Source organism: Bacillus sp. 7884-1 (assembly GCF_002272245.1).
GTDB lineage: Bacteria > Bacillota > Bacilli > Bacillales > Cytobacillaceae > Neobacillus.
The window spans coordinates 34,030-60,780 of sequence record NZ_NPDD01000198.1; the positions used below are offsets into that span (position 1 = coordinate 34,030).

Sequence of the window (26,751 nt, forward strand, 5' to 3'; positions counted from 1 at the left end):
ATAGGGTTATTTCAAGATTTATCTAATCCTGCTTATGGGGTGTACTCGTCACTTCGGTATTCTAGGATATCTCCAGGTTGGCAATCTAAGGCTTTACAAATCGCCTCTAAAGTAGATAATCGAATCGCCTTTGCCTTTCCATTTTTCAATATAGAAAGGTTGGCCATCGTTATTCCAACTCTCTCCGAAAGTTCTGTCACGCTCATTTTCCTTTTAGCCAGCATCACATCAATATTGATTATTATTGCCATTGTTATCACCTCAGACCGTTAAGTCATTTTCAGATTTTATATCAATCGCTTCTTTTAAAAGTCTTTGAAGAACGGCAGCAAAGACGGCGATCACCATTGAAGCAAAGACAGGAACCATCCCGATTATGATGAGTCCAGGAGCATCGTCTAGCTCTGCTACCATATAAACAAATGGCAAAATCACCAAGTACAAACCACTGATTGTCAATGCACAGATTTTGATATTCTTTAGAGATTTAACAGACAATTCAGAGAAAGCTTGGTTCTTGTCAATATAGCTTAAAAGTTTAAAAGCCTGATACAATGCAGCGAAAAATGGTATTACTGATACATACATACCAATTACAATGGGATATAGTATATGGGCATAATCTGGATTTACTGGATTTTTAGGTAACCACGTTAGTCCAAATATACCCAAAGCAAGTACTGGAATTCCAATAAGAATAACAGCCATCCTTAAAAATAATGTTGACCCTCGTTTCATAAAAAGCACCTCACTAATTTATTTTCTATTTGATATTAACACGACATTTATCGTTTTACAATAAAATATTATTCTTTTTAATTATACTATTATCGTTATGTAAATATCCTTTTTAATTTAGACAAAAATAAAAGCATTCCCTTTTTACTAAGAAATGCTCTTTATCTTTCAACTATTTATTCAATACTTTTTAGGCTATCGACGATTTTTACCGCTTCCTTAATGGGACCTTTATAAAAAAAGTGATAAACAAATCCATCATCTGTTTCCCAAGAAAAACTTGTGTATGCAGCACGTCTAGTGCCCAGAATGGTGATATGTCCTTCATGAATGTCTTTGTTTTTTAACCAATTCACTTTCTTCATTGCTTTAAACAAATCATCTGCCTGCTGATAGGGCTCATCTCCATTATCACCATCAAGATACATGGACCACGGGCCACGCTTTGTGTAAATGATTGATCTAATCCACGGTTGGATCCATAACTTAGCTCCATCTTCCTTTTTGTAAAAAACAAATTCACTCGGTCTTTCGCTGGATGTCATGGTTCCAACATAAACGGATAGTTCTCCTATTTTGCTAGACTCAGGTGGATGAAATAACGCAGAATCGTTTGCTCGATAAGGTTTATCCATCGATAAAAAATAAATCATGTACCCATTTTCATAAGCTTTCACTTTAACAGACGTATGCTTTTTTGATTTCCCAGCTTGTTCGCTCCAGTAAGTGGGCAAGTATACGGGAACATTCGTATTTTCCTTCAGGCCTTTTGCGGACGGTCGTAAAAAGTGCACGACTTCTTGTTGCTTTGCGAATGCAGAGAGAAACACCATACTAATAAGGAATAATAGCGCTGGCTTTTTCAAGAAAAACCCTCTTTCAACACATTGATGGTAATTATGTATGAGGAACCGACGGATAAGGAGAAATTTGATCAGCATTATTTTGATGTTCATGTTCCACTTGGCAGGAAGATTCCAAATGTGATTAAAGATTCTGTGCATCGTGTTGTTGATTCACAAAACACGAATTTAAACTTTTATCTGATGACCATATTAGAATTCGAGAATATGGAAAAACTTCAGGAAGCATTTGCAAGCCCAGAAGCAAAACTAGCAGAAGAAGACGGTCCAAATCTTTTTAAATACCTGGAAAAACCTCCGATTATCACTATTATGGAATAGAAAAAATGGGGCGGTCCCTCTACCTCCATTATGAAGGAAGGCCGCGTCCCATTTTAGATTAGTTGAATAAAGGAATAATAGTTACTTCCGACTACCTTTTAATTCCTTAAGTGAATAAAAAGTTCCCTTCCAGCTAATCCCTCCCTTAAATAGCGTAATTAAGCAGGAGCGTAAAAATACATAGATTAGGAGTAAAACAAATATTGGAAATAACAGGACATCATAACCTTTATCCTTTGATAGCTTTCTAGTATAAACCAAATTTAAAATCAAAATCGCAATAATAGAAACACCATTGACAACTGCATACCATCCATCCAACACCCAAAGTCCTAAAAATGGAAGTAAGTAAAAAACGCTCATTCCCAGGATTACCCCAAATAGCATAAAGAGGGAGTAATTAAGCCCGGCAAATATATTTTTTTCTAATCCGTACAACATTGCGGAAAAACTATGGTACCATTCGACCTCGATATCATTTTTTCCTATTAACACTCTTTGTTTTAGTCCATTCTTTTTAACTAACATCCCTAATTGCAAATCATCGTCTGGTCTTAATGAGATCTCTTTGTGTGTTCCGATTTTTTCATAAGCTTCACGGGAAAGTAAATTAAACGCTCCTACCCCAATTCCTAGTTTGGTCTGCCGATCATTATTCGGCTTCCAAGGCCATTTTGACAAATACAATGAAAAGATGAAAAGATGAATAAAGCCTCGAAGCCAAAATTCGCGGGATTTTAAATATGGCAGCAAAGTTAGATGATCTACCTTATTCTTTTGAAAATATACCATTGCTGAACCAATGGTATCTGGTGAAAATTGAATATCAGCATCAGTAAAAAGAAAATAGGTTCCACTCGCAGCTAAATAACCTTGGAGTAAGGCATAATTTTTCCCCAGCCATCCTGTCGGCAGTTCATGGATGTGAATGACTTTGATATCTAGGTTAAAACCTTGGTTTTTTATCTCTTTCATGAAATTCTCTATATTTATTGCGGTATTGTCTGTTGAACGGTCGTTTACAACGATTATTTCGATATTTTCATACTTCTGATGGATTAAAGATTTGAGTGTTTGAACAATCGATTTTTCCTCATCTTTCGCTGCAATAATAATAGATACAAAGGGAGTGTTTGTTATTGGTCCTCTTTCAACCCCCAATTCAGGTACGTGTTTCAACCCTTGCCAGTGTATGAGAAACGTAGCAAACCAATAAGTGAACAAAATGAGACTTATCACTCCAAAGCTAATGAGCATTTCTCTCCTCCCCACAAAAAACTGTTATAAGAAGTAAAAGGACGGACAGTTCTTGTGCTTCCTATTTATTCTTATGCAGTTTTATCATTATTCATTTATATATTTATATTGCAAAATGTTCGTTCCCGGTAGCAATTTACTATTTCTTTATATGATACAGAACATGTGTATTTAAAGGGCTTTTTATCTCAACCTTTGGGTGATTAAAATATTTAATAAAACTCATACCGACTTTTATCATTACGTTCTTCGAAGGAGTATTTACTTCAGCTGTAAAACTATAAATATCACTAAAACCCAATTCCTTAAATCCATATTGTAAACACGCTGCCGCTCCCTCCGTTGCATATCCTTTTCCCCAAGCTTCTTTTTTCAAGCGCCATCCAATTTCTACACATGGTGTAAAATCCGCCTCGAAGTTTGCCCTATGAAATCCTATAAACCCTATAAACTCTTCATTTTCTTTTACTTCGACGGCGTATAACCCAAATCCACATTCTTTAATTTCAGATATAATTGATTTATAAAACACGTTTGTTTCTTCCGTTGATAAGGTGTTAGGAAAATACTTCATTACTTTTACATCCGCATTTAGTCGTATAAATGGCTCTAAGTCTGTTTCCTCCCAGTCGCGTAGTTTCAATCTTGAGGTTTCTATATAAATCATAATACACCACCGAAAAAAGTTTTTTTGGAGAGATTCATCACACATTATTGCAATCTGTAAAAAGTATTAATCCTCTGGCTTTTCGTTCCAAGGAATACAAGCTTCGAATTCTAATCCTCGAAAATAACTAAGTCTAGATTGAACTCATTATAACATCCATCAATTTCATGATTTGCAATTGTAAGGTAAAATCTTAATAGAATCAAAAATATTGAGCTATGAAGCCTTATTAATAAAATATGGATCTGACTAGTAATAGGTCTCTTAAAAAATTTTTTAGAGTAAAGGGGAAAGATAGGAATGACAGAATTAAAGGATTGGAAAAATGGGGCTCACGGATATAAATTCATCGCTTCTTTTAGTGGTGGGAAGGATAGTGTCTTAGCGCTATATAAAGCAATGAAGGATGGAGAAGCACTTGGACTGATTGTCATGCTGGAGGAAGAAGGGAAACGTTCCAGATCCCATGGAATGCCGCCGGAGCTCATACATGCCCAGGCTAAATCAATAGGTTTGCCCGTATATACTGCAGCCGCAAGCTGGACCGATTATGAAAAAGTATTTATGCAACTTTTAGAAAAAGCTAAAAATCAAGGAGCAGAAGTGTTAGTAACTGGAGACTTGGATATTCCTCCTCAAGGCTGTTGGCATGAAAAAGTTACAAAGAATGCTGGATTAAAGCTGGGGATGCCCTTATGGGAAATGAATCATCGTGAAGCTGTCGAAGAGTTCATAAATCTAGGATTTGTAACGATCCTTGTTACTGTTAATCTATCACTTGGTATGCGCGAAGACGATTTAGGACGAATATTAACCTATGAATACGTGAAGGAGCTTGAAGCTCGTGGGATTGATCCCTGCGGAGAAGGTGGAGAGTTCCATACCACAGTAATAGATGGACCCATTTTTAATAATCCTATTCCAGTTCGTAAATGTGCGATTATTAAGAACGGAGAATATGCTTTTTTACCTTTGGAGCTGGATCAGATGGCTGATATGGATACCTTATAATAAAGACTTCCATCAGTGGTTTTTCCTCATCCCCCACTGATGGTTAGTCACATTTATAATAATTTATTAGTAGAAACCTTCACAATAAAATGGATCATCATGGTTTTAAGATAACCTTTATGCAATCATCTTCATGATTATTAAATTTTTCGTAGCCTAAACTTGCCTGTTCTAATGGCAAGGTATGTGTAATTATTGAAGTTGGATCAATTTCCTTTTTTATAATAAGGTCATAAATTTCAGGCATTAAATGTCTAGCTGGTGCTTGCCCCATTCTAATGTTAACGTTTCTTACGAAGAAAGGACCTAGTGGAAACATATTGTAAAGACCCCCGTAAACACCTGTGATTTGAAGCGTACCACCTTTTCTTATCGCCTTCGTAGCAATTTGGATCGGTCCAAGCGTACCACCTTGTAGTTTTAATTTCTGTTCGATAAATTCTAATGGTGATTTTTTTCCATCCATTCCGACACAATCAATTACTACATCTGCTCCACCCTTAGTTACGTCTTTTAGTACTTCCCCCATATCTTCATGTTCTGTAAAGTTAAAGATTTCCACCTTGTTTTCTCGTTTCGCGTGCTCTAGACGATAAGGAAGATAATCAACAGCAATGACTCTTTTAGCACCTTTTAACCACGCAAACTTTTGAGCATATAATCCAATCGGTCCACAGCCTAGTACGATGACGGTATCGCCCTTTTTCATCCCTGAATTGATTACACTCCAATACGCCGTGGGAAGTACATCTGATAAAAACAATAAATTTTCATCCTCTAATTCACAATCCTTTGGAACCACAAAAGGTGTAAAATTGCCAAAGGAACTCTTAAATATTCTGCTTGACCTCCAGGGTAATCCCCAAATTTTTCTGAATAGCCAAAATAACCACCAGAGTCATAATGTGGATTAGAGTTATCACATTGGCTTTCTAGCTGATGATTACAGTAATAACACTTTCCACAACCAACAGTAAAAGGAACAACAACCCGGTCGCCCTTTTTCACTTTCGTTACATCAGGTCCGACTTCTTCCACTATTCCCATCGGTTCGTGTCCGATTACATATCCAATCGGAAGTGGAAAATTACCTTGGTACAAATGTAAATCAGATCCACAAATAGCCGTTGAGGTAACTTTAATAATCACATTTTGTCAAAGAGGGATCCAATTGAATTATAAAAACGAACCTATTGAAGTAAGCTAAAGACGTAAAAGGACTTATTAAAAAAAGTAAAAAACCCAAGTCTGCATTCATTAGACTAAGGTTTTTTTGGTTTTGCAGCTACCATTGTTTTAACAAAGGCTTTTAATCAATATTTATTTTACTTTAGTAGACCGGACTGACAGCCACGGATCAATCGCAAAGGCAAACTGGCCGGTTAGGCAAAGAGATACATGCCCTGCCTCAACATGCTGATAGGTTTTATCTTCACTTGAAATAAGGTCCATGATCGGAAGGATTTGAGATTCTAACACCAATTCATCCCTTGTGGATGTTATCACCAATGTACTACATTTAATATTGGTTAAATCCACCTTCTTACCGTCAATCTTCATTTCACCTTTTACAAGCTTGTTATCTTTGTATAATTCATTCATCATTTGCTTAAATGCTGCACCCGAAAACGTAACGGCATCCTTCATCCATTTGTCCATATTCCGCCACTTGTCTACATACTTTTGATTGTGAGCACGGGTGACCAGGTTAATGGTTGGTCCGATGTTAAATCCTTGCAGCGCCATAAAGATTGCATATAAAAACTCTGATGGAATTACTTCGTAAGCATCTGCAAACCGGTCAAAATTGATTGTCCCGTTTTGGAGTGCTTTAACCCATTTATTAGGAGCAATAGCGTCGCTATAGTCAATTGGAACTGCTGCCAGTATGAGATTTTTGATTGGCAATTCTGTTAGTGATGTTAGCATTGCTGAAAGCATTCCACCAATACAATAACCCACCAAAGATATATCTTCTGCACCTGAATGCCTTAAGGCTCGTTTTACCGCAACTTCCAGATAGTCAATAAGGTAGTTATCCAAAGTGAGGTCCTTGTCTTCCAAGCCAGGAGAACCCCAATCTAGCAAATAGACATCGTACCCCTGTTTTGTAAGGTTGCCCACGACACTTCCTTCCTCAGAGATATCCAGAATATACGCTTTATTTAATAGAGAATACACCAAAAACAAGGGGGTGTTATACTTTTTCTCAGGTGCATGGTGATACCACAAAACAGATTTGTTTTTTTTCCAGACTCCTTTTCTAGGTGTAGACTTAATATCAGGCTTTGGTTCACTCAATACTTTATAAATAGTGTTCCACCGCTGCTTCTCAGTTTCAAAGTTGAGAACAGGGATATTTACTAGTGATTTAACCGCCATCATTTATTCCACCTTCACCATTATTTTCCTGACAGAACTGGCTCTACTTTTTCTTTTTGCAAAAGCTTCTTCATCTCATCAAACTCAAATTGCATATTTGATAATTTTGCTAGCTCCTGTGATGTTTTTTGCCATTCAGCATGGAGATGTTTGGTGTATTCTATGATTTCGGCTAGCATTTTATTTTGTTCCTCTGTAGCTAAAGCAAAGTTTTCTTGCAAATTCCAGATTTGCTCTTCAAGAATATCTATTTTTTCTTCAGCTTGAATGGTTTGTTTGACCGCATTGGCTACATCATTTTTGGTTGGTAGATTCATATAATTAGCCATTAATTCCCGATTTCTTTTTAACATCTCTATATATCTAGAATTTGCTTGAATGCCAACCTTAGTTATTTGGATCAATGGGTTGTTATTAAGAGATTGAAATAGTAATCCATTTAAACTTTTTTCCCACATTTCACTTACTTGTCTAAATGAATCATAAGGATTATTATCGGACATGCTCTCTCACCTCTGTTTGATTTTTTTGTGTTCTCCTACACATGTTTTTTCGGTTGTTTCCTCTTCACTCCTCTCAAATGAATGAGTACTCATTCATTACTTATTACCTGTATTTTATATTGGAAAATTGTAACTTACAATAGCCCAAATTGAAGATTCTGAAAACATTTAAAAAATTTTTCGGCCAGATTTCCTTCATTGTCCACCAACTGTACGACTGTTAATATATACAAGTGTTTAGTTGATGGATGGATTACAGTTGAGGATCTTTTAAATTACAAAAAAAAAGGAACTACGTTAACACAGTCCCTTCTTTCTTTGATTTCCAAACGTTATCATTATTTATTGTTAACAGACCAGGCGATTTCGAGGAAATCATTAAAGGTTTGGATATTCGGTTCTTCTGAGCGATCCTTTAAATTAATGGCTGAGGTTATGATTGAATCAGTGACATGTTGGAGGATAGTGATTGAGCCATCCTTTAATTCATTCTTAATAACATTTTCACCTAGTATGGCATATCCTGTTCCATTTAGGACCGCTCTTTTAATCATCTCATCACTTCCACCAACCATTATCGTGGTATGCGGGTGAAATCCGCCTTTTTTGAAAAATTGGTCAATAATATTGCTAAAACTGCAATTATTATCATATGAAATAAAGGGATATTCACTTAAAATTTCATGAATACCTTTGCCCCTACTAATGTCTGATGAGGCCACCAAAAAGGTCTGTTCTTCCTCTAAATAGGTTTTTCTTATATCAGTTTCATTACATGGACTTGCAATGATTGCAATCTCTGCCACACAATCCCTTACACTTTGGATTGCATGGACACTGTTCAGTGGAAGAAGTCTTACTCTTACGTTGGGGTACATTTCCATGTACGTCCTTATTAACGGTGAAAGATGCCGTGTACAATAATATTCAGAGGCTGCAATCGTAAGAACACCAGTTGGTTCGCGTAATTCTTCCATATCTATTTCTATTTTTTCAATAAGGTCAAATAAATGATCAACATGGGCCTTTAGCTTTTTACCAGCCGTTGTTAGTAGCGTCTTTTTCCCAACTCTGGTTAATAAAGTATGATTGAGTTCTTTTTCTAACGATTGCATTTGTAACGTAATGGTAGGCTGCGTATATTTCAAACGTTTGGCTGCCTTCGTTATATTTAACTCTTCAGCTACCACTTGAAATGTCTTTAAATTTCTTAGTTCCATCCCATCCCCGCTTTACTTTAACAATAGTTATTTTCCATTACTTGGTTAGGTTCTTTATTCCCTATTATTATACCAATAATAATTCCCCATTTGTCATGGGGAAGGAAAACTTTACAACGGATATAGGATGGATTGAAGGTTATCTTCTGCTGCTTACTTATTAAAAGATAATGTATAAAAGATTTTAATGATAATTACGTTAATAAAACAAGATTTCTTTAACTCTTACCATTATTTTGTCTGGTAGGCATATTCTCTCTTCATTGTTAGCGGTCGTTCTAACAATTTTTCGCCAAATAACGATCCCATAAGTGCTACGGCAACGAGTGCCGTTCTATTTCGTTCATCGAGAATGGGGTTTACCTCTACAAATTCAGCTGAAGTAATGATTTCAGCATCTGCTAACATTTCCATGGCGAGATGGCTTTCACGGTAACTTATCCCACCTAATACAGGAGTTCCAACCCCTGGACATTCTTTTGGATCGAGTCCATCCAAATCTAATGATAAGTGTACACCATCGGTTCCTTTTAAATACTCGATTGACTCTTCCATCACCTTTGTCATACCTAATCGATCAATTTCGTGCATGGTGTATACCTTTATCCCAAGCTCTTTAATCAAATCCTTCTCACCGTCATCAAGATCTCGGGCACCAATAATGACGACATTTTCAGGTTTAATTTTTGGGGCGTACCCGCCGATATTCGTTAGTAAAGGATGACCAAATCCTAAACTTGCTGCCAGAGGCATCCCATGAATATTACCAGAAGGAGACGTTTCCTCTGTGTTCAAATCCCCGTGTGCATCATACCAAATCACACCAAGATTCGAATAATGACGGGATACACCAGCCAAGGTTCCAATTGCAATGCTATGATCTCCTCCAAAAATCAAGGGAAAATCATTTCTTCCAATGATTTTTTCTACTTTTTCAGCTAAATCCAGACTAGCATTCACCACTGCCTCTAAGTTTTTCAAGTTGGAATGTTTAGCAGTACCCCTGACCGCAGGCTCAATGTCAATGTTACCAAGGTCCGTTACAGTGTGACCTATATTTTCTAACCGTTCCACAACACCTGCGTAGCGAATGGCACTTGGCCCCATGTCCACCCCACGTCTTGACTGACCTAAATCCATCGGTACTCCTAAAATTGAAATATTCTTCTCCATCATTATGGCCCCCTTGATAAGTATAAGAATATTCTAATCTTTTTAATCAAATTGAATCAACTAGACTAACAGACTTTATATATATTCAAAAATAACCTTTAATCAAGAGCTATTGTCATGGAGTAGAACTTAGATAGAATGGAACTATTACACTAGTAAAGTATGCAAGATTCGATTAAAATGGAGGGTGGCTTTTTGTATTTTTATAAGTTGATTATGGATTTTAACCCTTTACCCATTCCTTTTTTAACATTTTTTTACTATTAAATTTTCTTATAGTTGGTGTTTGACTTTTTTATTGAATTGTTGGAAAATTTCCTCAATATTCATTATTTCATAGATTGGGGTTGAGGGTATGATAGATTGGAAAAGTATTAATGAAGAAGGTTTGTTAGCTCCCACAATGGCAAAAGATTTTCCAAACCTGCCGGTGGTAAAATCAGAGGGATTGTTTTATGTAGGTGTTGACGGCAGAAAATATCTAGATTTCACCTCTGGTATTGCAACTGAAAATACAGGACACAGACATCCAAGAGTGATTGCAGCAATAAAAGACCAAGTTGACCATTTAGTTCACGGTCCGATTGGGATCATCAATTACGAGTCTATTATTACATTAGCCAAAAAAATGAAAGCGGTTTTACCAGAGCCTTTAGACTGTTTTTTCTTTGGAAATAGCGGTGCCGAGGCGATTGAAGGTGCAGTTAAATTAGCAAGACATGTGACGAAAAGACCCTATGTTGTATCGTTCCTTGGAGGATTCCATGGTAGAACGATGGGAGCCCTAAGTCTTACTACCTCTAAAAGTAAATACAGAAGGAATTTACCTGTTGGAGCCAATATGACGTATCAATTACCGTATGCTCAGATTTCGGAAACTCCACTAGGATATAACCATGACGAATATTGGTCTAGACACGTTGAAAAGGACTTTGAACGACTCTTTAATCACCAAGTAGCCCCAGATGAAGTAGCAGCTGTTATTTTGGAACCAGTGTTAGGAGAAGGCGGTTATGTTATCCCGCCAAAGGCTTGGCTGCAAAAAATAAGGGAAATCTGCGATCGCGAAGGAATTTTGTTAATCTTTGATGAAGTTCAAACCGGTTTTGGACGTACTGGAGACTGGTTTGCCGCCAATCGATTTGGAGTGACCCCCGATATAATGGCGATTGCAAAAGGGATTGCCAGCGGATTACCACTTAGTGCCACTGTTGCATCACAAGAATTAATGGAACAATGGGCCATTGGCAGCCATAGTACAACATTTGGCGGAAATCCTGTCGCATGTGCTGCAGCGTGTGCAACGATTGATGTTCTAAGAGATGAAGGTTTAGTTGAAAATGCTAGAATGTTAGGTGACTATGCATTAAATAAATTAATAGCTCTTCAAGAAAAACACCCTGCGATTGGGACCGTACGTGGGATTGGGTTGATGTTGGGTATTGAAATTGTCCATCCTGAAACGGGGGAACCAAATGGTAAAGGGTTAATGAACATTCTTGAGAAGTGTCTAGACAAGGGAGTCATTTTCTATTTAAGTGGTAATAAAGGTGAAGTCATCCGAATGATGCCCCCGCTTACTATCGATAAAGAACATTTGGATCTTGGTATATCCTTGCTGGAAGAAGCGGTCACTGAATACGAAATAGAATCTAATTTGGGGGTTTATAGATGAATATACTTGATACGCTTGTACTTCTCCTGTATTTTGGTGTACTGATGGTTGTAGGGATTATTGGAATCAAAAAGGCAAAGTCAGAAAAAGATTTTTTACTGGCAGGAAGCCGTTTAGGCTACTTTAGCCATGTCGGTTGTTTAGCTGCGGTCATTATTGGCGGTGCGGCAACGGTTCGACCACTTTAGGATATGATGTGGGTATTTCCGGTTTTTGGTTTGTTTCAATGATGGGCTTTGGTATCGCTGCATTGGGATTATTCGTTGTGAATAAGATAGGCGGTTATGAGGTTTTTACGATCAGTCAGCTGCTCGGAAAGCGTTTTGGTGAAGGGACTCAACTCATTAGTGCGATTGTTACTAGCATCTACACTCTTATGATCGTCGTAACCCAAGTAATTGGTATGGGAAATGTCATTCACGTGTTACTCGGCTGGCCGGTTATTCCTTCTATGTTTATTGGTGGTGGAATCGTCCTCTTTTATACCATTCTAGGTGGAATGTGGAGTATCACATTAACTGATATTATTCAATTTGCTGTGATGACTATAGGTGTATTCTTTATCATGTTCCCTTATAGCGTTGATAGTGTTGGTGGATTAACGGCCCTTTTCCATAGTATGCCAGAAAGTCATAATAGCCTGACTAACATTGGTTGGGATCGAATTTTTCAATACTTTTTATTATACTTTTTTGGATTAATGGTTTCTCAAGATATTTGGCAGCGTGTCTTTACAGCAAAGAACCAAAAGGTAATGAAAAGCAGTGCTGTCTCTGCTGGTGTGTATAGTGTTTTTTATGCCTTAGCACTAAGTATTGTTGGTATGTGTGCATTCGTACTTCTCCCGAATTTAGGGAGCTCTCAATCTGCTTTTACTAGTTTGGCAATAGAAATTTTACCTCCAGGCTTAATGGGACTTGTCCTTGCAAGTGTTTGTTCTGCACTCATGTCGAATGCATCTGGAGCCATCTTTGCCTCTGCAACTTTAATCACGAATGATATTATTAAGGTTTACTCAAAAAAGAAGATGAACGATAAAGAGGTTATCAAAACGTCTCGGATTGTCACACTCGGATTAGGTGTGATATCGATTATTTTCTCAATCTGGATTCAAAACATCCTTGTTGCATTAGATATGGCTTATGCGATTTTATCTGGTGCGATATTCGTCCCGCTGATTATTGGTCTATATTGGAAGCGTGTAACAAGTAAAGCTGCTTTTTATTCAATTATCGCTAGTTCACTCGTCATCTTTATTACTTTCATGATCTATGGTATCACGTCAACACTGCCAATCATTTACGGTTTAGTTACAGGTGTCATTGTAATCGTAAGTCTAACACTGATGAATCCTGCTGCTATTCAGATACACGAGAGCAATCTTAAAACGACCAATCATAAATAAAAACGGAAAAGGGGCTTGTTTGATGCCCCTTTTCCGTTTTTATTTATCCTCACTTCAAAGGTTTACCTCGGATTTTTATATTTTTATCCATTCAATGAGTTCTGATATTGCGTCTTCAAAATCAATAACAACTGTACCATCTTCAGGAATTTCACCTATTCTGTTTTCAAATTCATCTAACAGGACAGAAAGCTCCTCCATGTTCTCATAAGATGGTTGTTTCTTTTTTTTATGTTGTTTCGCTTTTTGCAGAAGGTCACTGAAATATTCATCGTCCCCGATTTCGTCAATGCCACTCCAAACCTCTTGTAATGCACTCTCTAATTTTTGAACAGAAGAATGCAGTTTTTGTAATTTCTCTATGGTTGTGTCCATAACATATTTCTCCTTCCTATTCCAAACCCATTTCATTTAATAATTTCTTTAACTGGATTAACTCCTCTTTTGATAGGGTAATACCTTTGCCCATTTTCTCATGGCTTTGGTCCCAATCCCGCAAATCATATTTCGGCTAACGGTCGTTCCAACTGATGAGATTTAGTTCCTTGTTCCATCCCTTCGCACCTTCTGAAATGATTCCTATCGTTTCCTTTATTTCATATATTAAGCTCGCCATTATTACACCCCTTTTAGGTTCTCTACAATAATCTTCCCTTTATATAAGATAGACACCAAAAAATCTTGAAAAAAACATCCAATTTTTTTAAAAAAAATGTGATCGTTTTATTTGTTGTGTTATATAATAACTAATAATAATAAAACTGTTATATAACATTAAGAAAAGGGGTAATGAAGATGAACAAAACAGATTCAATCGCACGGAGAATTCTTGGTTGGAAGTTAAATAGATGGGACCGCTGGTTTGATTATGAAAAAGGTGTTTTCATCCATGATTCTGAATTTCAACCTGAGAAAAATCTTGAACATGCCATGCTTATCGTTAAAAGACTAGAGGAATTCGGGTTTACTTTTTCAACAGCTGGAGAATCCGAAGTTAGCTTTAATAATATTCGCGCGAAAGGTGAAACATTAGCACAAGCCATTACCAATGGAGCCTATTCCATCATTGAACAACACTCCGTCGCCAACACCACTAGAATCTGGAGCACTCTGTGTTAACAAGTTTGTAAAATTTCTCCATTTTAAATTAATAAAATAGCAAAAAGAGTCCCAAGACACTTAATTCGTCTCAGGACTCTTTATATATATTATTCCGCTTCACCTACAACAGTAAATCTTTCGTTCAGGTGCTTAAGATTTTCAACTTCATCTGCTACTGCAATCGCAAAGTCAGCATAGCTGATATAACTTTCTCCTTTTGAATTAACAAGGAGGTGATCTTTACCCGCTTGATAAGATCCCGTTCTTTTTCCTTCTGGATTGAAAATTGCAGAAGGGCTGATAAATGTCCATGTTAAATCAGAAGTCTCCTGTAATTCTTGTAGGTTCCTTGCTTGACCTTGTGCAGTTGGTTTAAACATATCCGGAAATTCAGGAGTGTCAATTACTCTTACTGTTTTATTCTCGTCGACAAAAAGACTTCCAGCTCCTCCGACAACCATTAATCTTGTACCTGTCTCTTTTAACGCCTCGATTAATGCGTGACCCGCATCCACATGAGCTTGTTCTTCTCCAAGCGGCGCTCCAAAGGCATTAATAACAACATCAAACGCTCTTAAATCATCAGATGTTAAATCGAATACATTTTTCTCAATGACTGCAACATTTTTATCTTGAATTTTAGATGCATCTCTTACGATAGTTGTAACGTTGTGTCCCCGATTTCCTGCTTTTCCACTTGCTCCAATAACTGCGATGTTCATTATGATTTCCTCCAATTATATAATATAGTTGCTTGTTGCCTTTTTTATCAATGGAGCAACCTCAGCTGCCAATAATTCAATGTTTTTGGCTACTTTATTAAAAGGTAACCCGCCTATATCCACTTGTGCTAGAAAACGTTTATGACCAAAAAGCTCGTGCTGATGAAGAACTTTCTCGACAATTTGCTGCGGACTTCCTACGAACAAAGCGGTATTTGGACTTGCCATATGCTCGAAGTCCTCCCTTGACATTCTTGTCCCCATCCCTCGTTGGCGATTCACATAGGACCAATAATTTGAATAATAAGGAAAGAACTCGTCTTTGGCTTGCTGTGTAGTTTCAGCAATGAAAGCATGGCCTGTTACACCCACCTTTAAAACATCAGGTGAATGACCTGCTTCTATTCCCGCCTTCCGGTAAAGATCCACAAGGTGTTTGAAACGCAATGGATCTCCGCCTAAAATGGCCAGCGCCATGCCAACTCCAAATTTCCCTGCACGGACGGCACTATCAGGCGTCCCGCCAACACCAATCCAAATCGGTATTTGCTCTTGTAGAGGTCGTGGTGAAATTTCTGCATTCCTTAAGGGAGAACGAAAATCACCCGTCCAAGTGACTCTTTCATTTTTATTTAGCTGCAATAGCAATTCCATATGTTCGGAAAAAAGCTCATCATAGTCGTTGGTACTGTACCCAAAAAGCGGGAATGATTCTATAAAAGCTCCTCGGCCAGCCAAGATTTCTGCACGACCATCAGAGAGCAAATCCAATGTGGCAAAATCCTCGAATAAGCGAACCGGGTCAAGCGTACTTAACACACTTGTAGTACTGGTTAATTTAATTCGATTTGTTGCTTGTGCAATAGCAGCTAAAATAACTGCAGGAGAAGAGGAAGCATAATCCAAACGGTGATGTTCCCCTACCCCAAAAACATCTAGACCAGCTTCATCCGCAAGCTTTGCCGCTTGTATCATTTCCTTCATTCGTTGTTTGGGGGTTATCGTTTTGTTCGTCAAGGGATCCGGACCGATATCAGCAAGTGTATAAATTCCTATTTCAATGCCGTTATGATTACTAGTAGACATTCGGAGTCCTCCTTATCTAAACTGCTAACTCAACTTTGTTTCCAGAAGGGTCATGAGTTATAAAAGAATGGTTTACTTCCATAACATGGGCACCAATCTTTTTCAAATTAGATACGCATTTGTTCCGTACTTCATCATTAGGCAAAATGAGTGTAAAAGATTCTAAACCTACACTATTTAAGGAAGGAGTTGGTGCCCCTGCCCCATTCCATGTATTGAGTCCGATGTGATGGTGATACTTTCCAGCGGAAAGAAATAGCGCCTGCCCGCCATATCGATTGACCACATCAAATCCAAGTCCTTTAACATAAAATTCTTCTGTCCTCTTTAATTCAGAAACATGCAAATGAATATGACCCATTACCGTTCCTTCCGGCATTCCCTTCCACTTCTCACCTGGTTTAACAATAGTCAATAGATTTTCAAAATCTAGTGGATCTACCGTCATAGCCACTTCTTCGCCTTTCCATCTCCATTCAGAAGGATCCCGATCGATATAAATTTCAATACCATTTCCATCTGGATCATTTAAATACAATGCCTCACTTACAAGGTGGTCTGAAGACCCAAATTTTATCCCCTTGTTCACCAAGTGAATCACAATATTGGCTAAATCTGTTCTTTCTGGTAATAGGATAGCGAAATGATATAAGCCTGTTGTTCTTCCTTGTTTTGGAATGACCTGGTCAGGTTGTTCAAGTGATAAAATGCTTACTTTTCCATCACTTGTTAGTTTTACCGTTGAAATGGATTGTTCTAAAATATCGAAACCAAGTACATCTTGATAGAATTTTAATGAACGCTCTAAATTTTCTACCTTAATTTTGACATGCCCCACAAATGTAGTTGGTTTTGTGTGAAATCCCATAAAACCCCTCCTAGAGTCATTTTTCTTATGATAATTTGTCAGCTAAAAACAAATAACAGTCAGTTACTTTATGTAAGTTAGTATATTAATGTTATTATATATTGTCAAGTAACTAGATTTACTTTTGTTAACGAATAACATTTTGTGGTATACTATAAATAAGAGAGGTGTAATGTAGTATGAAACAACCTACTATATGTCCAAAATTTGAAAAAGCCATCTCACTACTCAGTCAAAGATGGAGTGCATTAGTTATTTATCAGCTATTATCTGGTTCGCAACGGTTTACTGAAATTCAGTCCGCCATTGGCATAAGTGGTAAAGTATTATCCGATCGTTTAAAGGATTTAGAACACCAAGGAATAGTAAAACGTGAGGTCATACCCGAAACACCAGTCATTATTGAGTACTCATTAACCGATAAAGGTCGTTCACTAGAAGCGGTCCTACGAGAAATAGAGAGCTGGTCTCAGCTTTGGGTGAAACCGGAACCCGAGTTATCTTAAATGCCGAAGCATAACTTTTTATGAAAAATAAAATAAAACGAAAATAGACAAGAGCAGGATACCTAAGTAAGGTTCCTGCTCTTGTCTCTATCATAGGGACGGTTCCCATGGCTTTTAATGAAGTTAGTTCTGACCAAAAGAACCGTCCCCCTGGCAACTATATGCTCTTTGCGTTTGTAGCTACTGTTGATATTTTTCGTTTTTTTACCATCTGACGAATATTGGAAATACTAAAGATTACTAAAGCAATCCAGATACATGAAAAAGTAACAGCATGGTCCTTCGTAAATGACTCCCCGTATATAAGTACTCCAAGTAGTAAACTAATAGTCGGAGCAATATATTGTAAGAAGCCCACGAGGTAAAGGGGAATCTTTTGTGCCCCAATACCAAACCATAATAGCGGCAAGGCTGTGGCGATTCCTGATCCTAGTAATAATAAATCAACTTTAAGGGACCCTGTCGCGAAGCTATGCTGACCATTTATACCTAAATAAGCTAAAAACAATAAAGCAAACGGTACTATAAACAATGTTTCCAGTAACAAACCTAAAATGGAATCCACTTTTATTAGTTTCTTTGACAGTCCATAAAAACCAAAGGATAGTGCTAATATCAGTGCAATCCATGGAAAAGTTCCAAGCGATACCGTCATATAGACTACACCGATTCCGGCTACCGCAAATGAGACTGCCTGCCACCTATTCATCTTTTCACCTAAGACAAAAACCCCTAACAATACAGCGACAAGCGGGTTGATAAAGTAGCCTAAACTTGCCTCCACGATGTGGTTTGTATTCACAGCAAATATATAAACGAACCAGTTAATACTAATTAATAGCGAAGCAAGGAAAAGTCCAAGCCATGTTTTTTTCTGTTTCATTTGAACTTGAAAAAAGTTTTTTAATAGTTTTCGCTTCAAAATACCTACTATCAGTAAAACGAAAATAAAAGACCAAATGACTCGATGAGCCAAAATTTCAAGCGCTGAAACTTGATCTATAAATTTCCAATAGATAGGTAAAACTCCCCAAAATATATATGCACCGGCCGTATAGTAAATTCCTTTTGTATGTTCACGTTCCATATCTTTTTTCACCTTATTTCAGTTTTATCGTAGTTGTTAAACACGCTCTTAAAAAACATATGTAATTATATCACACTATTCTTTTTATACTAGGATTATTACACTTTAACATTACTGTAAATTTACCATTACCGATGACTCATTAACAGGGAGTATCTTCAAAGGAGCGTTTCTGCTTTATCCAGGAACGCTCCTTTGATTTTAAGTTTGATGAATAGTTTTTAACAATTTATTTGTTTGAAGATACCTCACTTTATTCATTAATCCTTTATGGATGTATCTTTCTCTACATTTTTCGGTTGAAGAGGATTGTTTTCTAAAATAGTTTCTACTTCTTCATACCCCTCTAGAAAAGCAAAGTTATATCTTGCTGGAAGCGCGAAAACATATTCATTATTTTGGCCCAGCATTGTTGGACCAACCGGTGCAGCACCAATATGAAATTCCCCCTTTTCAAGTGAGGACCATTGTTCAAGAGAAAAAATCATAATCGGAATATCTTGTCTTGGTTTAGCCTCCGTCCATTCAGGATGTCTTATTAATAGGATTGGACCACTTTCCATTTGTTGTTGATCTGTAGCTATACCATCCCAAGAATCCGATACAATCTGATAGCCCTCCCAACTTATTGGTAACGTAAAGGTAAATCCATATTCTACATTTTCATAAAGGTTTTCTACCGTTTCATTTTGATCTATATCCTCTTTATCATTGTTTTTATCTACTGTAGTTTCTCCTTTACCTTGTTGCCCTTGTTGATTTGAATCGAGACCTACTATCGGAATCATAAGAATAGCGAATAACACGAATGCAGTAATACCTACTAATCCTAATGAAATCTTTTTCATTATTACCATTCTTTTTTTCTTCATATCATATGAATTCGCAAATTGTATTAGATTTTCATGAATGATATCTTGGGTTTCTTTCGTAAACTTTTTATCGTAATCAGGTTCTGATAATGATCGAATTTTTTTCTCTAAATCATAAAACCTCTCATTCTTTTTCATGAGAAAATCCTCCTGTACTTTTTTGAAGTGACTTTAACGCACGATGGTAGGTAGATCGAACCTTATTTTCATTCCAATTTAGTATGGAGGCTGTTTCAGATACAGAGAGTTCTTTAATGCCTCTAAGGATGATCACATCTCGATAATTTGCTTTTAGTGATTGTATTGCCTGATAAAGCATTTTGTTATTTTCATTGAGTTGGAGAATCTTCTCCGGTGTCTCCTTATCACTTTGCTCATCCCTGAACCAAATCATTTGTTTCATCCTTACACGCTTCCTTTTTCTCATTTCATCTATCCCCACATGACGTGCAATTGAAATTAGCCAGGTTTTAGGGCTTGCTTTATGCTGATAAGTATCAAAACCTTTAATAGCTCGGATAAAAACTTCCTGCACCAGATCTTCTACGTCACTTGACCCAATGTAATAAACTAAAAAATGGTATATATCTTTGTTGTACAAGTAATACCACTCAGAAATTATGTTGCTATTCATCCGCTGGTCAACTCCATTTTTCCTCCAATTTTTTATACTCATAAATTAGTCGAATCAGTGGAACATTTATGTCACTTTTTACAAATATTTTTAAAGATTTTATACCACCAATACTAACGCCCTCCTTAGAAGCAAAAAAAAAGAGCTTGAAATACCAAGCTCTGTTCAATAATCCTTTATAGGTAACCCTTAGATAACACATTTCTTATGTCTCTTCTCGGAAAAATCAGCTGCAGCATTTTTCCTTTGACAACTTTATCTTTAATGAGAGTATTTTTCTGCTCTCGATTTGCGAATATAGTGGATAATGAATGTCACAACAAATGATAAAACCAAGAAACCGATAAAAATTTCGTTTGCAATGTGAATATCAACCAGCGTTAATCCCATTTTAATTGCAATAAAGGTGATCAAAATGTAGGCAGTTGTTTCGAGCTCAGGCACCCTGTCCATTAAGGCAATGAAGAAGGTTGCCACACCCCTCATTAGTAGAATCCCAATCATCCCGCCAAGTAAGATGACCCAAACTTCTTCAGATACAGCGAGTGCTGTTAAGATACTATCCACCGAAAAGGCTAAGTCCATAAGCTCTACTGAGATAACGGTTGCCCAGAAGAACCCAAATGTTTTCACTAACCAGCCTTTTGGTTGAACTTGTCCTTCCCCTTCTCCTGCCTCTTTGTGCAGTAGCTTGTCTTTAAAGAATATAACCGCAAGCCACAACAAGTATAGAGCTCCAATTAATTTAATCCACCATAATTTTATTAAAAACGTTCCCAAGCCGATGAAGATAAATCGGAATAGATAAGCTCCCCAAAGTCCATATACTAGGGCTTTCTTTTGCTGCTCTTTAGGTAGTGGCTTAACAAATGCAGACAATACCAATGCATTATCCGCGGATAATATACATTCAAGTACGGCTAATGAAAGGATTAACCCCCAAGCTTTTGGTGAGGATAACACTTCCGCCCACATATGCCAATCTAACATTGAGGTATAGGTCGAAACAATTCCTTCCCACATTTTGCATTTCTCCTTGAATTTTACACTGTATTTTCATTATGCATTTCTTCGTTACCATTTAGTCACTGTCAATTTTTCCAGTAATTTATTTAATTTTTTGAGACCATTGATGATTTCGAGTAACGATTGCTCTGTTTCCCCTTGAATGGAATTTGAAATTTTCTCGATTAATTCTTGATTGATTTCCTCTACCACAGTTTTTCCCTTTTCTGAGAGAGCAACCTTTACCACTCTCTCATCGCCTTCATCTCTTACACGTACAATAAGACCTTTACCTTCGAGCTTTTTGCACATCGTTGAAATATTGGTTCCGGCAATATGTAAGCGGCTGGCTAAAGTGCCGATTGTATGCGAACCATGCTGATCTATTTCTAAAAGAATTCTCCCCTGCAATGTGGTAATCCCATGGTGGTCACATAAAGTGATTATTAAATTACTTGTTCTTTCATTTATTTGCCTGGTATAGCTCCAAAGGATATTTTTAAAATCAATTACATCCATGTTTACCTCCTAATAATTATAATCTATATTATATATGATTTATATATATAATAGATTATATACTTAATAATATCAAATCGTATTTTAATGATTATTTATTAGAAGTAGTTCAAACAATAATGATATTCCGTAATAGGAGTAATATCATTGGAACATACCTGGCTTTCTCTTGTACCCTTTCTAATTGTAATAGCCATGTCGATTTGGCTGAAAAATATCTTACCTGGTCTTGTGGTGGGTCTTCTCGTAGGCTCTTTGATATTTACTTCGGATATTTTAGATGGGACCATTCAAAGTGTTACTTATATGGTGACCACTTTGTCGGATGAAACCAACATAAAAATCATTGGATTTCTTTATTTATTTGGCGGTCTTGTGGGGATGATGAACATTTCTGGAGGGATTAAAGGTTTTTCAGAATGGGTTGGGACGAAGATAAAGAATGAACGCGGGTTGCTTGGTTTGATCTGGCTTACCCTCCCTTTTACCTTTATGATGCCGATGTTTCGAATCATGATGATTGGACCTGTCGTCAAATCGCTTGCGAAAAAAATGAATGTCTCGAAGCAGAAAGTCGGACTGACGATGGACATTTCAACAGAGTCAGTCATTGTCCTCTTACCAGTCGCGACTGCATTTGTTGGGTTCATGGTTTCTTTAGTGGAAGGCAGTATCCGGGATTTGAATTTTGGAATGTCGCCCTATGAGGTATTCTTATTAAGTATTCTGTTTAATTTCTTTGCCATTTCCACGCTAATCATTGGATTAATCCAAACCTTTTGGATTCCTAGTAAAAAGGATTCGAATGTAAAAGGTGTTCAAGAGCAGATGGAAGAAGAAGAGCATGAATTTCACCGAATCGGCATTAAAAAAGAACTTTCGATGGTAAAAGCTCAGCCGTGGAACTTGATTGTGCCAGTCTTTTTGCTGTTAGGTTTATCTTTGTTCTTATTATGGCAGGACGGTAAAAGTAAAGGTGCTAAAACCGTATTCGATGCCTTTTCTATCGCAGATGCCACTTTTGTCATGCTATTAGCCGTTTTTATCACTCTTATCCTCTCATTCATTTTTTATATTATTAGACGGCAACATCTTAGTGAGCTATTGTACCATTTTTATGATGGCGGGAATCAGATGATGGAGGCTATTAGTCTGCTCGTGTTAATATGGTCATTAACCCTTTCAGCCGAGGACCTGGGTTTTTCTACCTTTATTAGTTCAACCTTAGGTGCATTTTTACCAGCTTGGTTAACGCCAGCTACAATCTTCCTGCTCGGGTCTGTTGTGGGCTATTTTATTGGTTCCTCGTGGGGAACATGGGGATTATTTATGCCATTGGGCGTTAGTTTGGCGGTTTCAACCGGTGCGTCTATCCCATTAACCGTAGGTGCTGTATTTGCCAGTGGAGCCTTTGGGGCATTGGCCTCACCATTAGGAGATACCACCATTACGACCGCCTCTATTATGGATTTGCCAATAGTCGAGTATGCACGATATAAATTGAAGGTTTCAGTCATTGGAGGGGTCATTTCAATCGTTTTCTATCTTGTGGCTGCCTTCTTTATTTGATATATCTACACACTTTTTCAAGATATCTACACAAAATTACTCGATATCTACAGATCTGTGATAAATAGTAAACGACCTAAGAAAAGTCGGGGTAACTTTTCTTAGGTCGAAATTTGTTGAAAGCAGAAAATAAACCCCTCAGCGTGTATTTTTAATCTTGCATAGCTCCTGCCTCTCGGGAAGTCATTGAACCTTGTCCCAGCCTTACATCTTTTTGAATTTCTTGTTTTACCTTTTGTGGATCAGTTCCTGCAAATTCTGGTTTCATAATAGAACCTAACTTCTGGTTAGCTTGTTGATCAGGATGCATCCTAGTCCTCCTTAATTATCGTATCATTCTCTTATTATTTACAGATCTACTGCAAAATTAATCTTTCTGATCCTGAAACAAATCAATAAAAGCCCAGTTCACTTAACTGAGCTTTTCTTTAGGTTACCTGGGGTAAAAGAATAATAAATTCTGTCCCGATACCTTTTTCACTATTTACTTGTATTTTCCCCTTGAAAGAACGGATAATTTGAAAACTCACCATCATTCCCAATCCTGTCCCACTTTCTTTTAAAGAATAATACGGAGATCCAAGCATATCAATTTGCTTTTTTGTCATACCAATTCCTTGGTCCTTAATGACAATTTTTATATATCCGTCATCCGTTGAAGTACATGTAATCCAAACCATACCACCATTCGGCATAGATTCTATCGCATTCTTCAAAATATTAATTAAAGACTGGTTCAATTTTTGAGGATTTGCATATATCCAACAGTTATCTCGAATATCAGTTTTAATCTCAACATTACGATTCAAGGTGTAGCTTTGAATAATATTTACTACACGTTGTATCTGATAACCTATGTTGATTCTTTCCTTATCATAAATAGATGGTTTTCCAAAAGATAAAAAATCATTAATAATTTCATTTGCACGGTCTAGTTCTTCAAGAGATATTTGGATATATTCCTTCTTTTTTTCTGGCAAATCAGGTTCGTTCAGAAGTTGCAGAAAGCCGCGAGTCGCTTGCATCGGATTTCTAATCTCATGTGCGAAAACACTCGTTAACTCACCTATAACTCGTAATTTTTCTGACTTTTGCATTTCTAAGCTCAGCTGGTGAACTTCCCTGATTGCTTCAATTAACATAGCGAAGCACCAAGTCACAACCGTTGCAAAAATAAGATGAATAATCGGAACTGTAAGATACTCTTTGGAAAAACCTCTAAGAATTCCTAACAACGTTAAACCCATCAGACAGTAGGAAAAAGAAAGACCAACAGCAATTTTAACCCTCATATCTTTTTTCGAATTGGTAAACGATTTTTGATAATACACTATTAAAGGCAGAGATAACATTAAGACAAGAACTGTATTATAAAAACCTATATCAATTCCAAAAGATAGCCGATAAAGGATGATTAGGGCTGATAGGAGGATTCCTGCCCAAAATCCGCCATATAACGTACCAAATAATAGAGGAATAACTCTTAACTCTAAACGAGCATTTTGACCAAAAACCACAGGAAAGGACATGCAAGCTATTATAGATAATCCCCATAAAATGGTCATTATTACTTTTCTATTTTTAGCATTCTCTACCCTTTCAGTAATAAATGTGTAATAAATAAATATGGGAATTACCATAAACGCCAGCTGTAGTAAAAAATCCTTTATTATACTCATCTTCGTTACCTTCCGCATCTTTTCGATATCTGAATCCCACAATAATCATGTTCTTATGTATTCGACTTTTCTATTCAAACAAACATCATACTTTAGTATTTATTACATTACACATTATACTTTAAAATTACCATAATTTGTCGACTTTTGTTTTTTTCATTTAAGTTCTATTTCCGTTGTGAAATTTTCTAAAGGTCCTTTCATTTAAAGAAAGTTCTACCGTCGTAAAAATAGATTCTTGCCTCATTCAACGCAAAAAATCAGTAATTTTGAACATACTAGAATAGCACAATCTTTTAAATTCAATTACAATATTATCAGACATCTTTGTAGACAAATCGCATAAAAAATATTGGTATTAAGAGAGGCGGAAAGTGAAATGGAAACATCAAAAAAAATAACTGTAGAAACAACGGTCCAGGCACCAGTAGAAAAGGTCTGGGAATATTGGACAGAGCCAACTCATATTACAAAATGGAACTCGGCTTCAGAAGACTGGCACACCCCAATTGCTGAGAATGATTTGCAAGTTGGCGGGAAATTTCTTTCAAGAATGGAAGCTAAAGATGGCAGTTTTGGATTCGATTTTGGTGGGGTTTATGATGATGTTAGATTAAATGAGGGTATTGCTTATACCCTAGAAGATGGAAGAAAAGTTACTATCACTTTTATTAGTCAAGGAGACGAAACAAAAGTAATTGAAACTTTTGATGCTGAAAACACCAATCCTATTGAGATGCAAGAAGCCGGCTGGCAGGCCATTTTAGATAATTTTAAAAAATACATTAATAACTCAAAATAAGATTAGGAAAAAACGTATTACTTAAAAGGTTTGTATTTGAACCGAGCAAATGAAAGGTATTGACTCCCTAAATTTGCTCGGTTCTTTTTTTGTTCTTCCCACAACCTATTTGTATAAATTAAGTTGACTTAAACTATGGGGCCAACTACTGGGTGCGGTACGTATGGTTCCTCTAGTGATGTAATTTCTTCAGGTGTTAACTTAATTGAAGTGCTGGTACGGCATCTTCAAGATGACCTATAATAGGTGCTGTTACCGATTCCTTTTGCAGCAACCAAGCAAGTGCAATTTGAGCGCGAGGTACACCACGTTTTTCGGCTATTTTCGCAACCTGCTTTGCGATTAATCTGTCCGTATCAGTAGTAGCATCATATTTAGACTTCTGAACTTGGTCAGTTTCGGAACGATACGTTGCTTCCGACCAATCTCTCGTTAGTCTTCCAGACGCAAGCGGGCTATAGGGAATCACACCAATTATTTCTTCCTTACATAACGGCAGCATTTCACGTTCCTCTTCACGATACAAAAGGTTTAAATGATTTTGCATCGAAACAAACCGGGTTCACCCATTTTTTTCTGCAACATGGTTCGCTTTTAGGAACTGCCATGCAAACATAGAAGACGCACCAATGTATCTTACCTTGCCTGCCTTCACAACATTATGCAATGCTTCCATTGTCTCTTCGATAGGAGTGTTATTATCCCAGCGGTGAATTTGATACAGATCAACATAATCTGTTCCGAGTCGTTTAAGACTCTTGTCAATTTCACTCATAATATGCTTTCGATTTACCATTTGGACCTCCATGCATAGGGAAATTAACTTTGGTTGCAAGGACAATTTCATCCCGATTGGCAAAATCCTTCAGAGCTCGTCCAACAATTTCTTCGCTTGTTCCATCTGCATATAATAGGAGATAGTTATTGTAAACAAAACATATACATTATGAGGAATGATAAATCTTCGGAAGTAAAATTATTAAGTGCCTACCTTGTTTTTATATTTGCATTAAAAAAGCTAACTTTTTCATAGTGAAATGAGGCTAAATTTTGTGAACAAAAGACCTTAAACTAAACCTTTAGTTC

At 36.9% G+C, this 26,751-nt stretch carries 29 protein-coding genes and 3 pseudogenes; 9 read left to right on the forward strand and 23 right to left on the reverse strand.

The features are described from left to right. Positions 1–32 precede the first annotated feature (32 nt). From CHI06_RS22175 to CHI06_RS22185, 3 genes are all read right to left on the reverse strand, one after another. Positions 33–251 (reverse strand): helix-turn-helix domain-containing protein, encoded by a 219-nt coding sequence (locus tag CHI06_RS22175; protein WP_095250745.1) that lies wholly within the window; start codon positions 249–251, stop codon positions 33–35. A 10-nt stretch (positions 252–261) separates the two neighbouring features. Then, complete coding sequence (locus CHI06_RS22180; protein ID WP_095250746.1) at positions 262–738, reverse strand: DUF2975 domain-containing protein; 477 nt, start codon at positions 736–738, stop codon at positions 262–264. 176 nt (positions 739–914) lie between these two features. Next, on the reverse strand, positions 915–1,604 hold the full coding sequence (locus CHI06_RS22185) for a hypothetical protein (protein WP_095250747.1): 690 nt from the start codon (positions 1,602–1,604) through the stop codon (positions 915–917). A 33-nt stretch (positions 1,605–1,637) separates the two neighbouring features. Between CHI06_RS22185 and CHI06_RS22190 the strand changes: the two genes are divergently transcribed. Beyond that, positions 1,638–1,922, forward strand: coding sequence for an EthD family reductase (locus tag CHI06_RS22190; RefSeq protein WP_179292734.1), 285 nt, complete (start codon positions 1,638–1,640; stop codon positions 1,920–1,922). A gap of 81 nt (positions 1,923–2,003) precedes the next feature. Here CHI06_RS22190 and CHI06_RS22195 read toward each other — a convergent pair whose 3' ends face one another. Both CHI06_RS22195 and CHI06_RS22200 read right to left on the reverse strand, forming a co-directional pair. Further along, positions 2,004–3,179: a glycosyltransferase gene (locus CHI06_RS22195; protein WP_095250749.1), complete on the reverse strand. Its 1,176-nt coding sequence runs from the start codon at positions 3,177–3,179 to the stop codon at positions 2,004–2,006. Between the two features lie 139 nt (positions 3,180–3,318). Further along, positions 3,319–3,846: a GNAT family N-acetyltransferase gene (locus CHI06_RS22200; protein ID WP_095250750.1), complete on the reverse strand. Its 528-nt coding sequence runs from the start codon at positions 3,844–3,846 to the stop codon at positions 3,319–3,321. A gap of 300 nt (positions 3,847–4,146) precedes the next feature. Between CHI06_RS22200 and CHI06_RS22205 the strand changes: the two genes are divergently transcribed. Beyond that, positions 4,147–4,857 (forward strand): diphthine--ammonia ligase, encoded by a 711-nt coding sequence (locus CHI06_RS22205; RefSeq protein ID WP_095250751.1) that lies wholly within the window; start codon positions 4,147–4,149, stop codon positions 4,855–4,857. Between the two features lie 97 nt (positions 4,858–4,954). Here the strand turns inward: CHI06_RS22205 and CHI06_RS22210 are convergent. The 5 genes and pseudogenes from CHI06_RS22210 to rocF all read right to left on the reverse strand — a co-directional run. Further along, positions 4,955–6,009 (reverse strand): annotated as a pseudogene (locus CHI06_RS22210) (alcohol dehydrogenase catalytic domain-containing protein); the annotation flags it as partial. Positions 6,010–6,177: 168 nt separating this feature from the next. Continuing rightward, positions 6,178–7,242, reverse strand: coding sequence for an alpha/beta fold hydrolase (locus tag CHI06_RS22215; protein WP_257009411.1), 1,065 nt, complete (start codon positions 7,240–7,242; stop codon positions 6,178–6,180). A 17-nt stretch (positions 7,243–7,259) separates the two neighbouring features. Next, positions 7,260–7,742, reverse strand: coding sequence for a polyhydroxyalkanoate biosynthesis repressor PhaR (locus CHI06_RS22220; RefSeq protein WP_095250753.1), 483 nt, complete (start codon positions 7,740–7,742; stop codon positions 7,260–7,262). A 338-nt stretch (positions 7,743–8,080) separates the two neighbouring features. Further along, positions 8,081–8,962, reverse strand: coding sequence for a LysR family transcriptional regulator (locus tag CHI06_RS22225; protein ID WP_095250754.1), 882 nt, complete (start codon positions 8,960–8,962; stop codon positions 8,081–8,083). 231 nt (positions 8,963–9,193) lie between these two features. After that, positions 9,194–10,135, reverse strand: coding sequence for an arginase (gene rocF / locus CHI06_RS22230; RefSeq protein WP_095250755.1), 942 nt, complete (start codon positions 10,133–10,135; stop codon positions 9,194–9,196). A 355-nt stretch (positions 10,136–10,490) separates the two neighbouring features. On the opposite strand from rocF, the gene CHI06_RS22235 reads away from it, so the two are divergent. The 3 genes from CHI06_RS22235 to CHI06_RS22240 are packed head-to-tail and all read left to right on the forward strand — an operon-like array spanning position 10,491 to position 13,215. Next, complete coding sequence (locus tag CHI06_RS22235) at positions 10,491–11,810, forward strand: aspartate aminotransferase family protein (protein WP_095250756.1); 1,320 nt, start codon at positions 10,491–10,493, stop codon at positions 11,808–11,810. Further along, entirely contained in the window at positions 11,807–11,998 is a 192-nt protein-coding gene (locus CHI06_RS30745) for a hypothetical protein (protein ID WP_257009412.1), read from the forward strand. The genes CHI06_RS22235 and CHI06_RS30745 overlap by 4 nt, the downstream gene beginning before the upstream one ends. 8 nt (positions 11,999–12,006) lie before the next feature. Then, on the forward strand, positions 12,007–13,215 hold the full coding sequence (locus tag CHI06_RS22240) for a sodium:solute symporter family transporter (RefSeq protein ID WP_257009413.1): 1,209 nt from the start codon (positions 12,007–12,009) through the stop codon (positions 13,213–13,215). A gap of 75 nt (positions 13,216–13,290) precedes the next feature. Here CHI06_RS22240 and CHI06_RS22245 read toward each other — a convergent pair whose 3' ends face one another. Both CHI06_RS22245 and CHI06_RS22250 read right to left on the reverse strand, forming a co-directional pair. Further along, complete coding sequence (locus tag CHI06_RS22245; protein WP_095250757.1) at positions 13,291–13,590, reverse strand: hypothetical protein; 300 nt, start codon at positions 13,588–13,590, stop codon at positions 13,291–13,293. A gap of 16 nt (positions 13,591–13,606) precedes the next feature. Then, positions 13,607–13,831 (reverse strand): annotated as a pseudogene (locus CHI06_RS22250) (YdbC family protein). 179 nt (positions 13,832–14,010) lie between these two features. Between CHI06_RS22250 and CHI06_RS22255 the strand changes: the two are divergent. After that, complete coding sequence (locus CHI06_RS22255) at positions 14,011–14,334, forward strand: BC1872 family protein (RefSeq protein WP_095250758.1); 324 nt, start codon at positions 14,011–14,013, stop codon at positions 14,332–14,334. Positions 14,335–14,423: 89 nt separating this feature from the next. On the opposite strand, the gene CHI06_RS22260 is transcribed toward CHI06_RS22255, so the two are convergent. From CHI06_RS22260 to CHI06_RS22270, 3 genes are read right to left on the reverse strand one after another with little or no spacing between them, the layout of a single operon-like run. After that, positions 14,424–15,038 carry an NAD(P)-dependent oxidoreductase gene (locus tag CHI06_RS22260; protein WP_095250759.1) on the reverse strand — a complete coding sequence of 205 codons (615 nt, stop codon included), beginning with the start codon at positions 15,036–15,038 and terminating at the stop codon, positions 14,424–14,426. A gap of 15 nt (positions 15,039–15,053) precedes the next feature. Then, positions 15,054–16,124: an LLM class flavin-dependent oxidoreductase gene (locus tag CHI06_RS22265; RefSeq protein WP_095250760.1), complete on the reverse strand. Its 1,071-nt coding sequence runs from the start codon at positions 16,122–16,124 to the stop codon at positions 15,054–15,056. Positions 16,125–16,140: 16 nt separating this feature from the next. Beyond that, positions 16,141–16,992, reverse strand: coding sequence for a VOC family protein (locus tag CHI06_RS22270; protein WP_095250761.1), 852 nt, complete (start codon positions 16,990–16,992; stop codon positions 16,141–16,143). 179 nt (positions 16,993–17,171) lie between these two features. On the opposite strand from CHI06_RS22270, the gene CHI06_RS22275 reads away from it, so the two are divergent. Then, positions 17,172–17,498, forward strand: a complete 327-nt coding sequence (locus tag CHI06_RS22275; protein WP_095250762.1) for a winged helix-turn-helix transcriptional regulator — start codon at positions 17,172–17,174, stop codon at positions 17,496–17,498. A 157-nt stretch (positions 17,499–17,655) separates the two neighbouring features. Here the strand turns inward: CHI06_RS22275 and rarD are convergent, their stop codons facing one another. The 5 genes from rarD to CHI06_RS22305 form a co-directional block, all read right to left on the reverse strand. Further along, on the reverse strand, positions 17,656–18,585 hold the full coding sequence (gene rarD, locus CHI06_RS22280; RefSeq protein WP_095250763.1) for an EamA family transporter RarD: 930 nt from the start codon (positions 18,583–18,585) through the stop codon (positions 17,656–17,658). Positions 18,586–18,845: 260 nt separating this feature from the next. Then, positions 18,846–19,595, reverse strand: coding sequence for a hypothetical protein (locus CHI06_RS22285; RefSeq protein WP_218833114.1), 750 nt, complete (start codon positions 19,593–19,595; stop codon positions 18,846–18,848). Beyond that, complete coding sequence (locus tag CHI06_RS22290; protein ID WP_306453839.1) at positions 19,582–20,058, reverse strand: RNA polymerase sigma factor; 477 nt, start codon at positions 20,056–20,058, stop codon at positions 19,582–19,584. The genes CHI06_RS22285 and CHI06_RS22290 overlap by 14 nt, the downstream gene beginning before the upstream one ends. 294 nt (positions 20,059–20,352) lie before the next feature. Further along, entirely contained in the window at positions 20,353–21,114 is a 762-nt protein-coding gene (locus tag CHI06_RS22300; RefSeq protein WP_095250766.1) for a TerC family protein, read from the reverse strand. 51 nt (positions 21,115–21,165) lie between these two features. Beyond that, a complete protein-coding gene (locus tag CHI06_RS22305; RefSeq protein WP_095250767.1) occupies positions 21,166–21,615 on the reverse strand; it encodes a MarR family winged helix-turn-helix transcriptional regulator in 450 nt (149 codons plus the stop codon). A 147-nt stretch (positions 21,616–21,762) separates the two neighbouring features. Here CHI06_RS22305 and CHI06_RS22310 point away from each other — a divergent pair, with 147 nt between their 5' ends. Next, a complete protein-coding gene (locus CHI06_RS22310; RefSeq protein ID WP_095250768.1) occupies positions 21,763–23,184 on the forward strand; it encodes a Na+/H+ antiporter NhaC family protein in 1,422 nt (473 codons plus the stop codon). A 151-nt stretch (positions 23,185–23,335) separates the two neighbouring features. On the opposite strand, the gene CHI06_RS29980 is transcribed toward CHI06_RS22310, so the two are convergent. Both CHI06_RS29980 and CHI06_RS22315 read right to left on the reverse strand, forming a co-directional pair. Beyond that, positions 23,336–23,494, reverse strand: a complete 159-nt coding sequence (locus tag CHI06_RS29980) for a hypothetical protein (protein WP_179292735.1) — start codon at positions 23,492–23,494, stop codon at positions 23,336–23,338. A gap of 118 nt (positions 23,495–23,612) precedes the next feature. Then, on the reverse strand, positions 23,613–24,863 hold the full coding sequence (locus tag CHI06_RS22315) for an ATP-binding protein (RefSeq protein ID WP_179292736.1): 1,251 nt from the start codon (positions 24,861–24,863) through the stop codon (positions 23,613–23,615). Positions 24,864–25,242: 379 nt separating this feature from the next. Here CHI06_RS22315 and CHI06_RS22320 point away from each other — a divergent pair, with 379 nt between their 5' ends. Continuing rightward, entirely contained in the window at positions 25,243–25,665 is a 423-nt protein-coding gene (locus CHI06_RS22320) for an SRPBCC family protein (protein WP_095250770.1), read from the forward strand. A 128-nt stretch (positions 25,666–25,793) separates the two neighbouring features. Here CHI06_RS22320 and CHI06_RS22325 read toward each other — a convergent pair. Next, positions 25,794–26,576, reverse strand: a pseudogene (locus tag CHI06_RS22325) (aldo/keto reductase); the annotation flags it as partial. Positions 26,577–26,751: the final 175 nt, after the last annotated feature.

Coding starts and splice junctions, on each gene's coding strand:
- CHI06_RS22255 (WP_095250758.1), top strand. CDS start 14,011: ATGAACAAAACAGATTCAATCGCACGGAGAATTCTTGGTTGGAAGTTA.
- CHI06_RS22265 (WP_095250760.1), bottom strand. CDS start 16,124: ATGTCTACTAGTAATCATAACGGCATTGAAATAGGAATTTATACACTT.
- CHI06_RS22275 (WP_095250762.1), top strand. CDS start 17,172: ATGAAACAACCTACTATATGTCCAAAATTTGAAAAAGCCATCTCACTA.
- CHI06_RS22315 (WP_179292736.1), bottom strand. CDS start 24,863: ATGAGTATAATAAAGGATTTTTTACTACAGCTGGCGTTTATGGTAATT.
- CHI06_RS22205 (WP_095250751.1), top strand. CDS start 4,147: ATGACAGAATTAAAGGATTGGAAAAATGGGGCTCACGGATATAAATTC.
- CHI06_RS22200 (WP_095250750.1), bottom strand. CDS start 3,846: ATGATTTATATAGAAACCTCAAGATTGAAACTACGCGACTGGGAGGAA.
- CHI06_RS22215 (WP_257009411.1), bottom strand. CDS start 7,242: ATGATGGCGGTTAAATCACTAGTAAATATCCCTGTTCTCAACTTTGAA.
- CHI06_RS22175 (WP_095250745.1), bottom strand. CDS start 251: ATGGCAATAATAATCAATATTGATGTGATGCTGGCTAAAAGGAAAATG.
- CHI06_RS22190 (WP_179292734.1), top strand. CDS start 1,638: ATGTATGAGGAACCGACGGATAAGGAGAAATTTGATCAGCATTATTTT.
- CHI06_RS22270 (WP_095250761.1), bottom strand. CDS start 16,992: ATGGGATTTCACACAAAACCAACTACATTTGTGGGGCATGTCAAAATT.
- CHI06_RS22300 (WP_095250766.1), bottom strand. CDS start 21,114: ATGTGGGAAGGAATTGTTTCGACCTATACCTCAATGTTAGATTGGCAT.
- rarD (WP_095250763.1), bottom strand. CDS start 18,585: ATGGAACGTGAACATACAAAAGGAATTTACTATACGGCCGGTGCATAT.
- CHI06_RS22195 (WP_095250749.1), bottom strand. CDS start 3,179: ATGCTCATTAGCTTTGGAGTGATAAGTCTCATTTTGTTCACTTATTGG.
- CHI06_RS22220 (WP_095250753.1), bottom strand. CDS start 7,742: ATGTCCGATAATAATCCTTATGATTCATTTAGACAAGTAAGTGAAATG.
- CHI06_RS22305 (WP_095250767.1), bottom strand. CDS start 21,615: ATGGATGTAATTGATTTTAAAAATATCCTTTGGAGCTATACCAGGCAA.
- CHI06_RS22225 (WP_095250754.1), bottom strand. CDS start 8,962: ATGGAACTAAGAAATTTAAAGACATTTCAAGTGGTAGCTGAAGAGTTA.
- CHI06_RS30745 (WP_257009412.1), top strand. CDS start 11,807: ATGAATATACTTGATACGCTTGTACTTCTCCTGTATTTTGGTGTACTG.
- CHI06_RS22245 (WP_095250757.1), bottom strand. CDS start 13,590: ATGGACACAACCATAGAGAAATTACAAAAACTGCATTCTTCTGTTCAA.
- CHI06_RS22235 (WP_095250756.1), top strand. CDS start 10,491: ATGATAGATTGGAAAAGTATTAATGAAGAAGGTTTGTTAGCTCCCACA.
- CHI06_RS29980 (WP_179292735.1), bottom strand. CDS start 23,494: ATGCATCCTGATCAACAAGCTAACCAGAAGTTAGGTTCTATTATGAAA.
- rocF (WP_095250755.1), bottom strand. CDS start 10,135: ATGGAGAAGAATATTTCAATTTTAGGAGTACCGATGGATTTAGGTCAG.
- CHI06_RS22285 (WP_218833114.1), bottom strand. CDS start 19,595: ATGAAAAAGAATGAGAGGTTTTATGATTTAGAGAAAAAAATTCGATCA.
- CHI06_RS22260 (WP_095250759.1), bottom strand. CDS start 15,038: ATGAACATCGCAGTTATTGGAGCAAGTGGAAAAGCAGGAAATCGGGGA.
- CHI06_RS22180 (WP_095250746.1), bottom strand. CDS start 738: ATGAAACGAGGGTCAACATTATTTTTAAGGATGGCTGTTATTCTTATT.
- CHI06_RS22320 (WP_095250770.1), top strand. CDS start 25,243: ATGGAAACATCAAAAAAAATAACTGTAGAAACAACGGTCCAGGCACCA.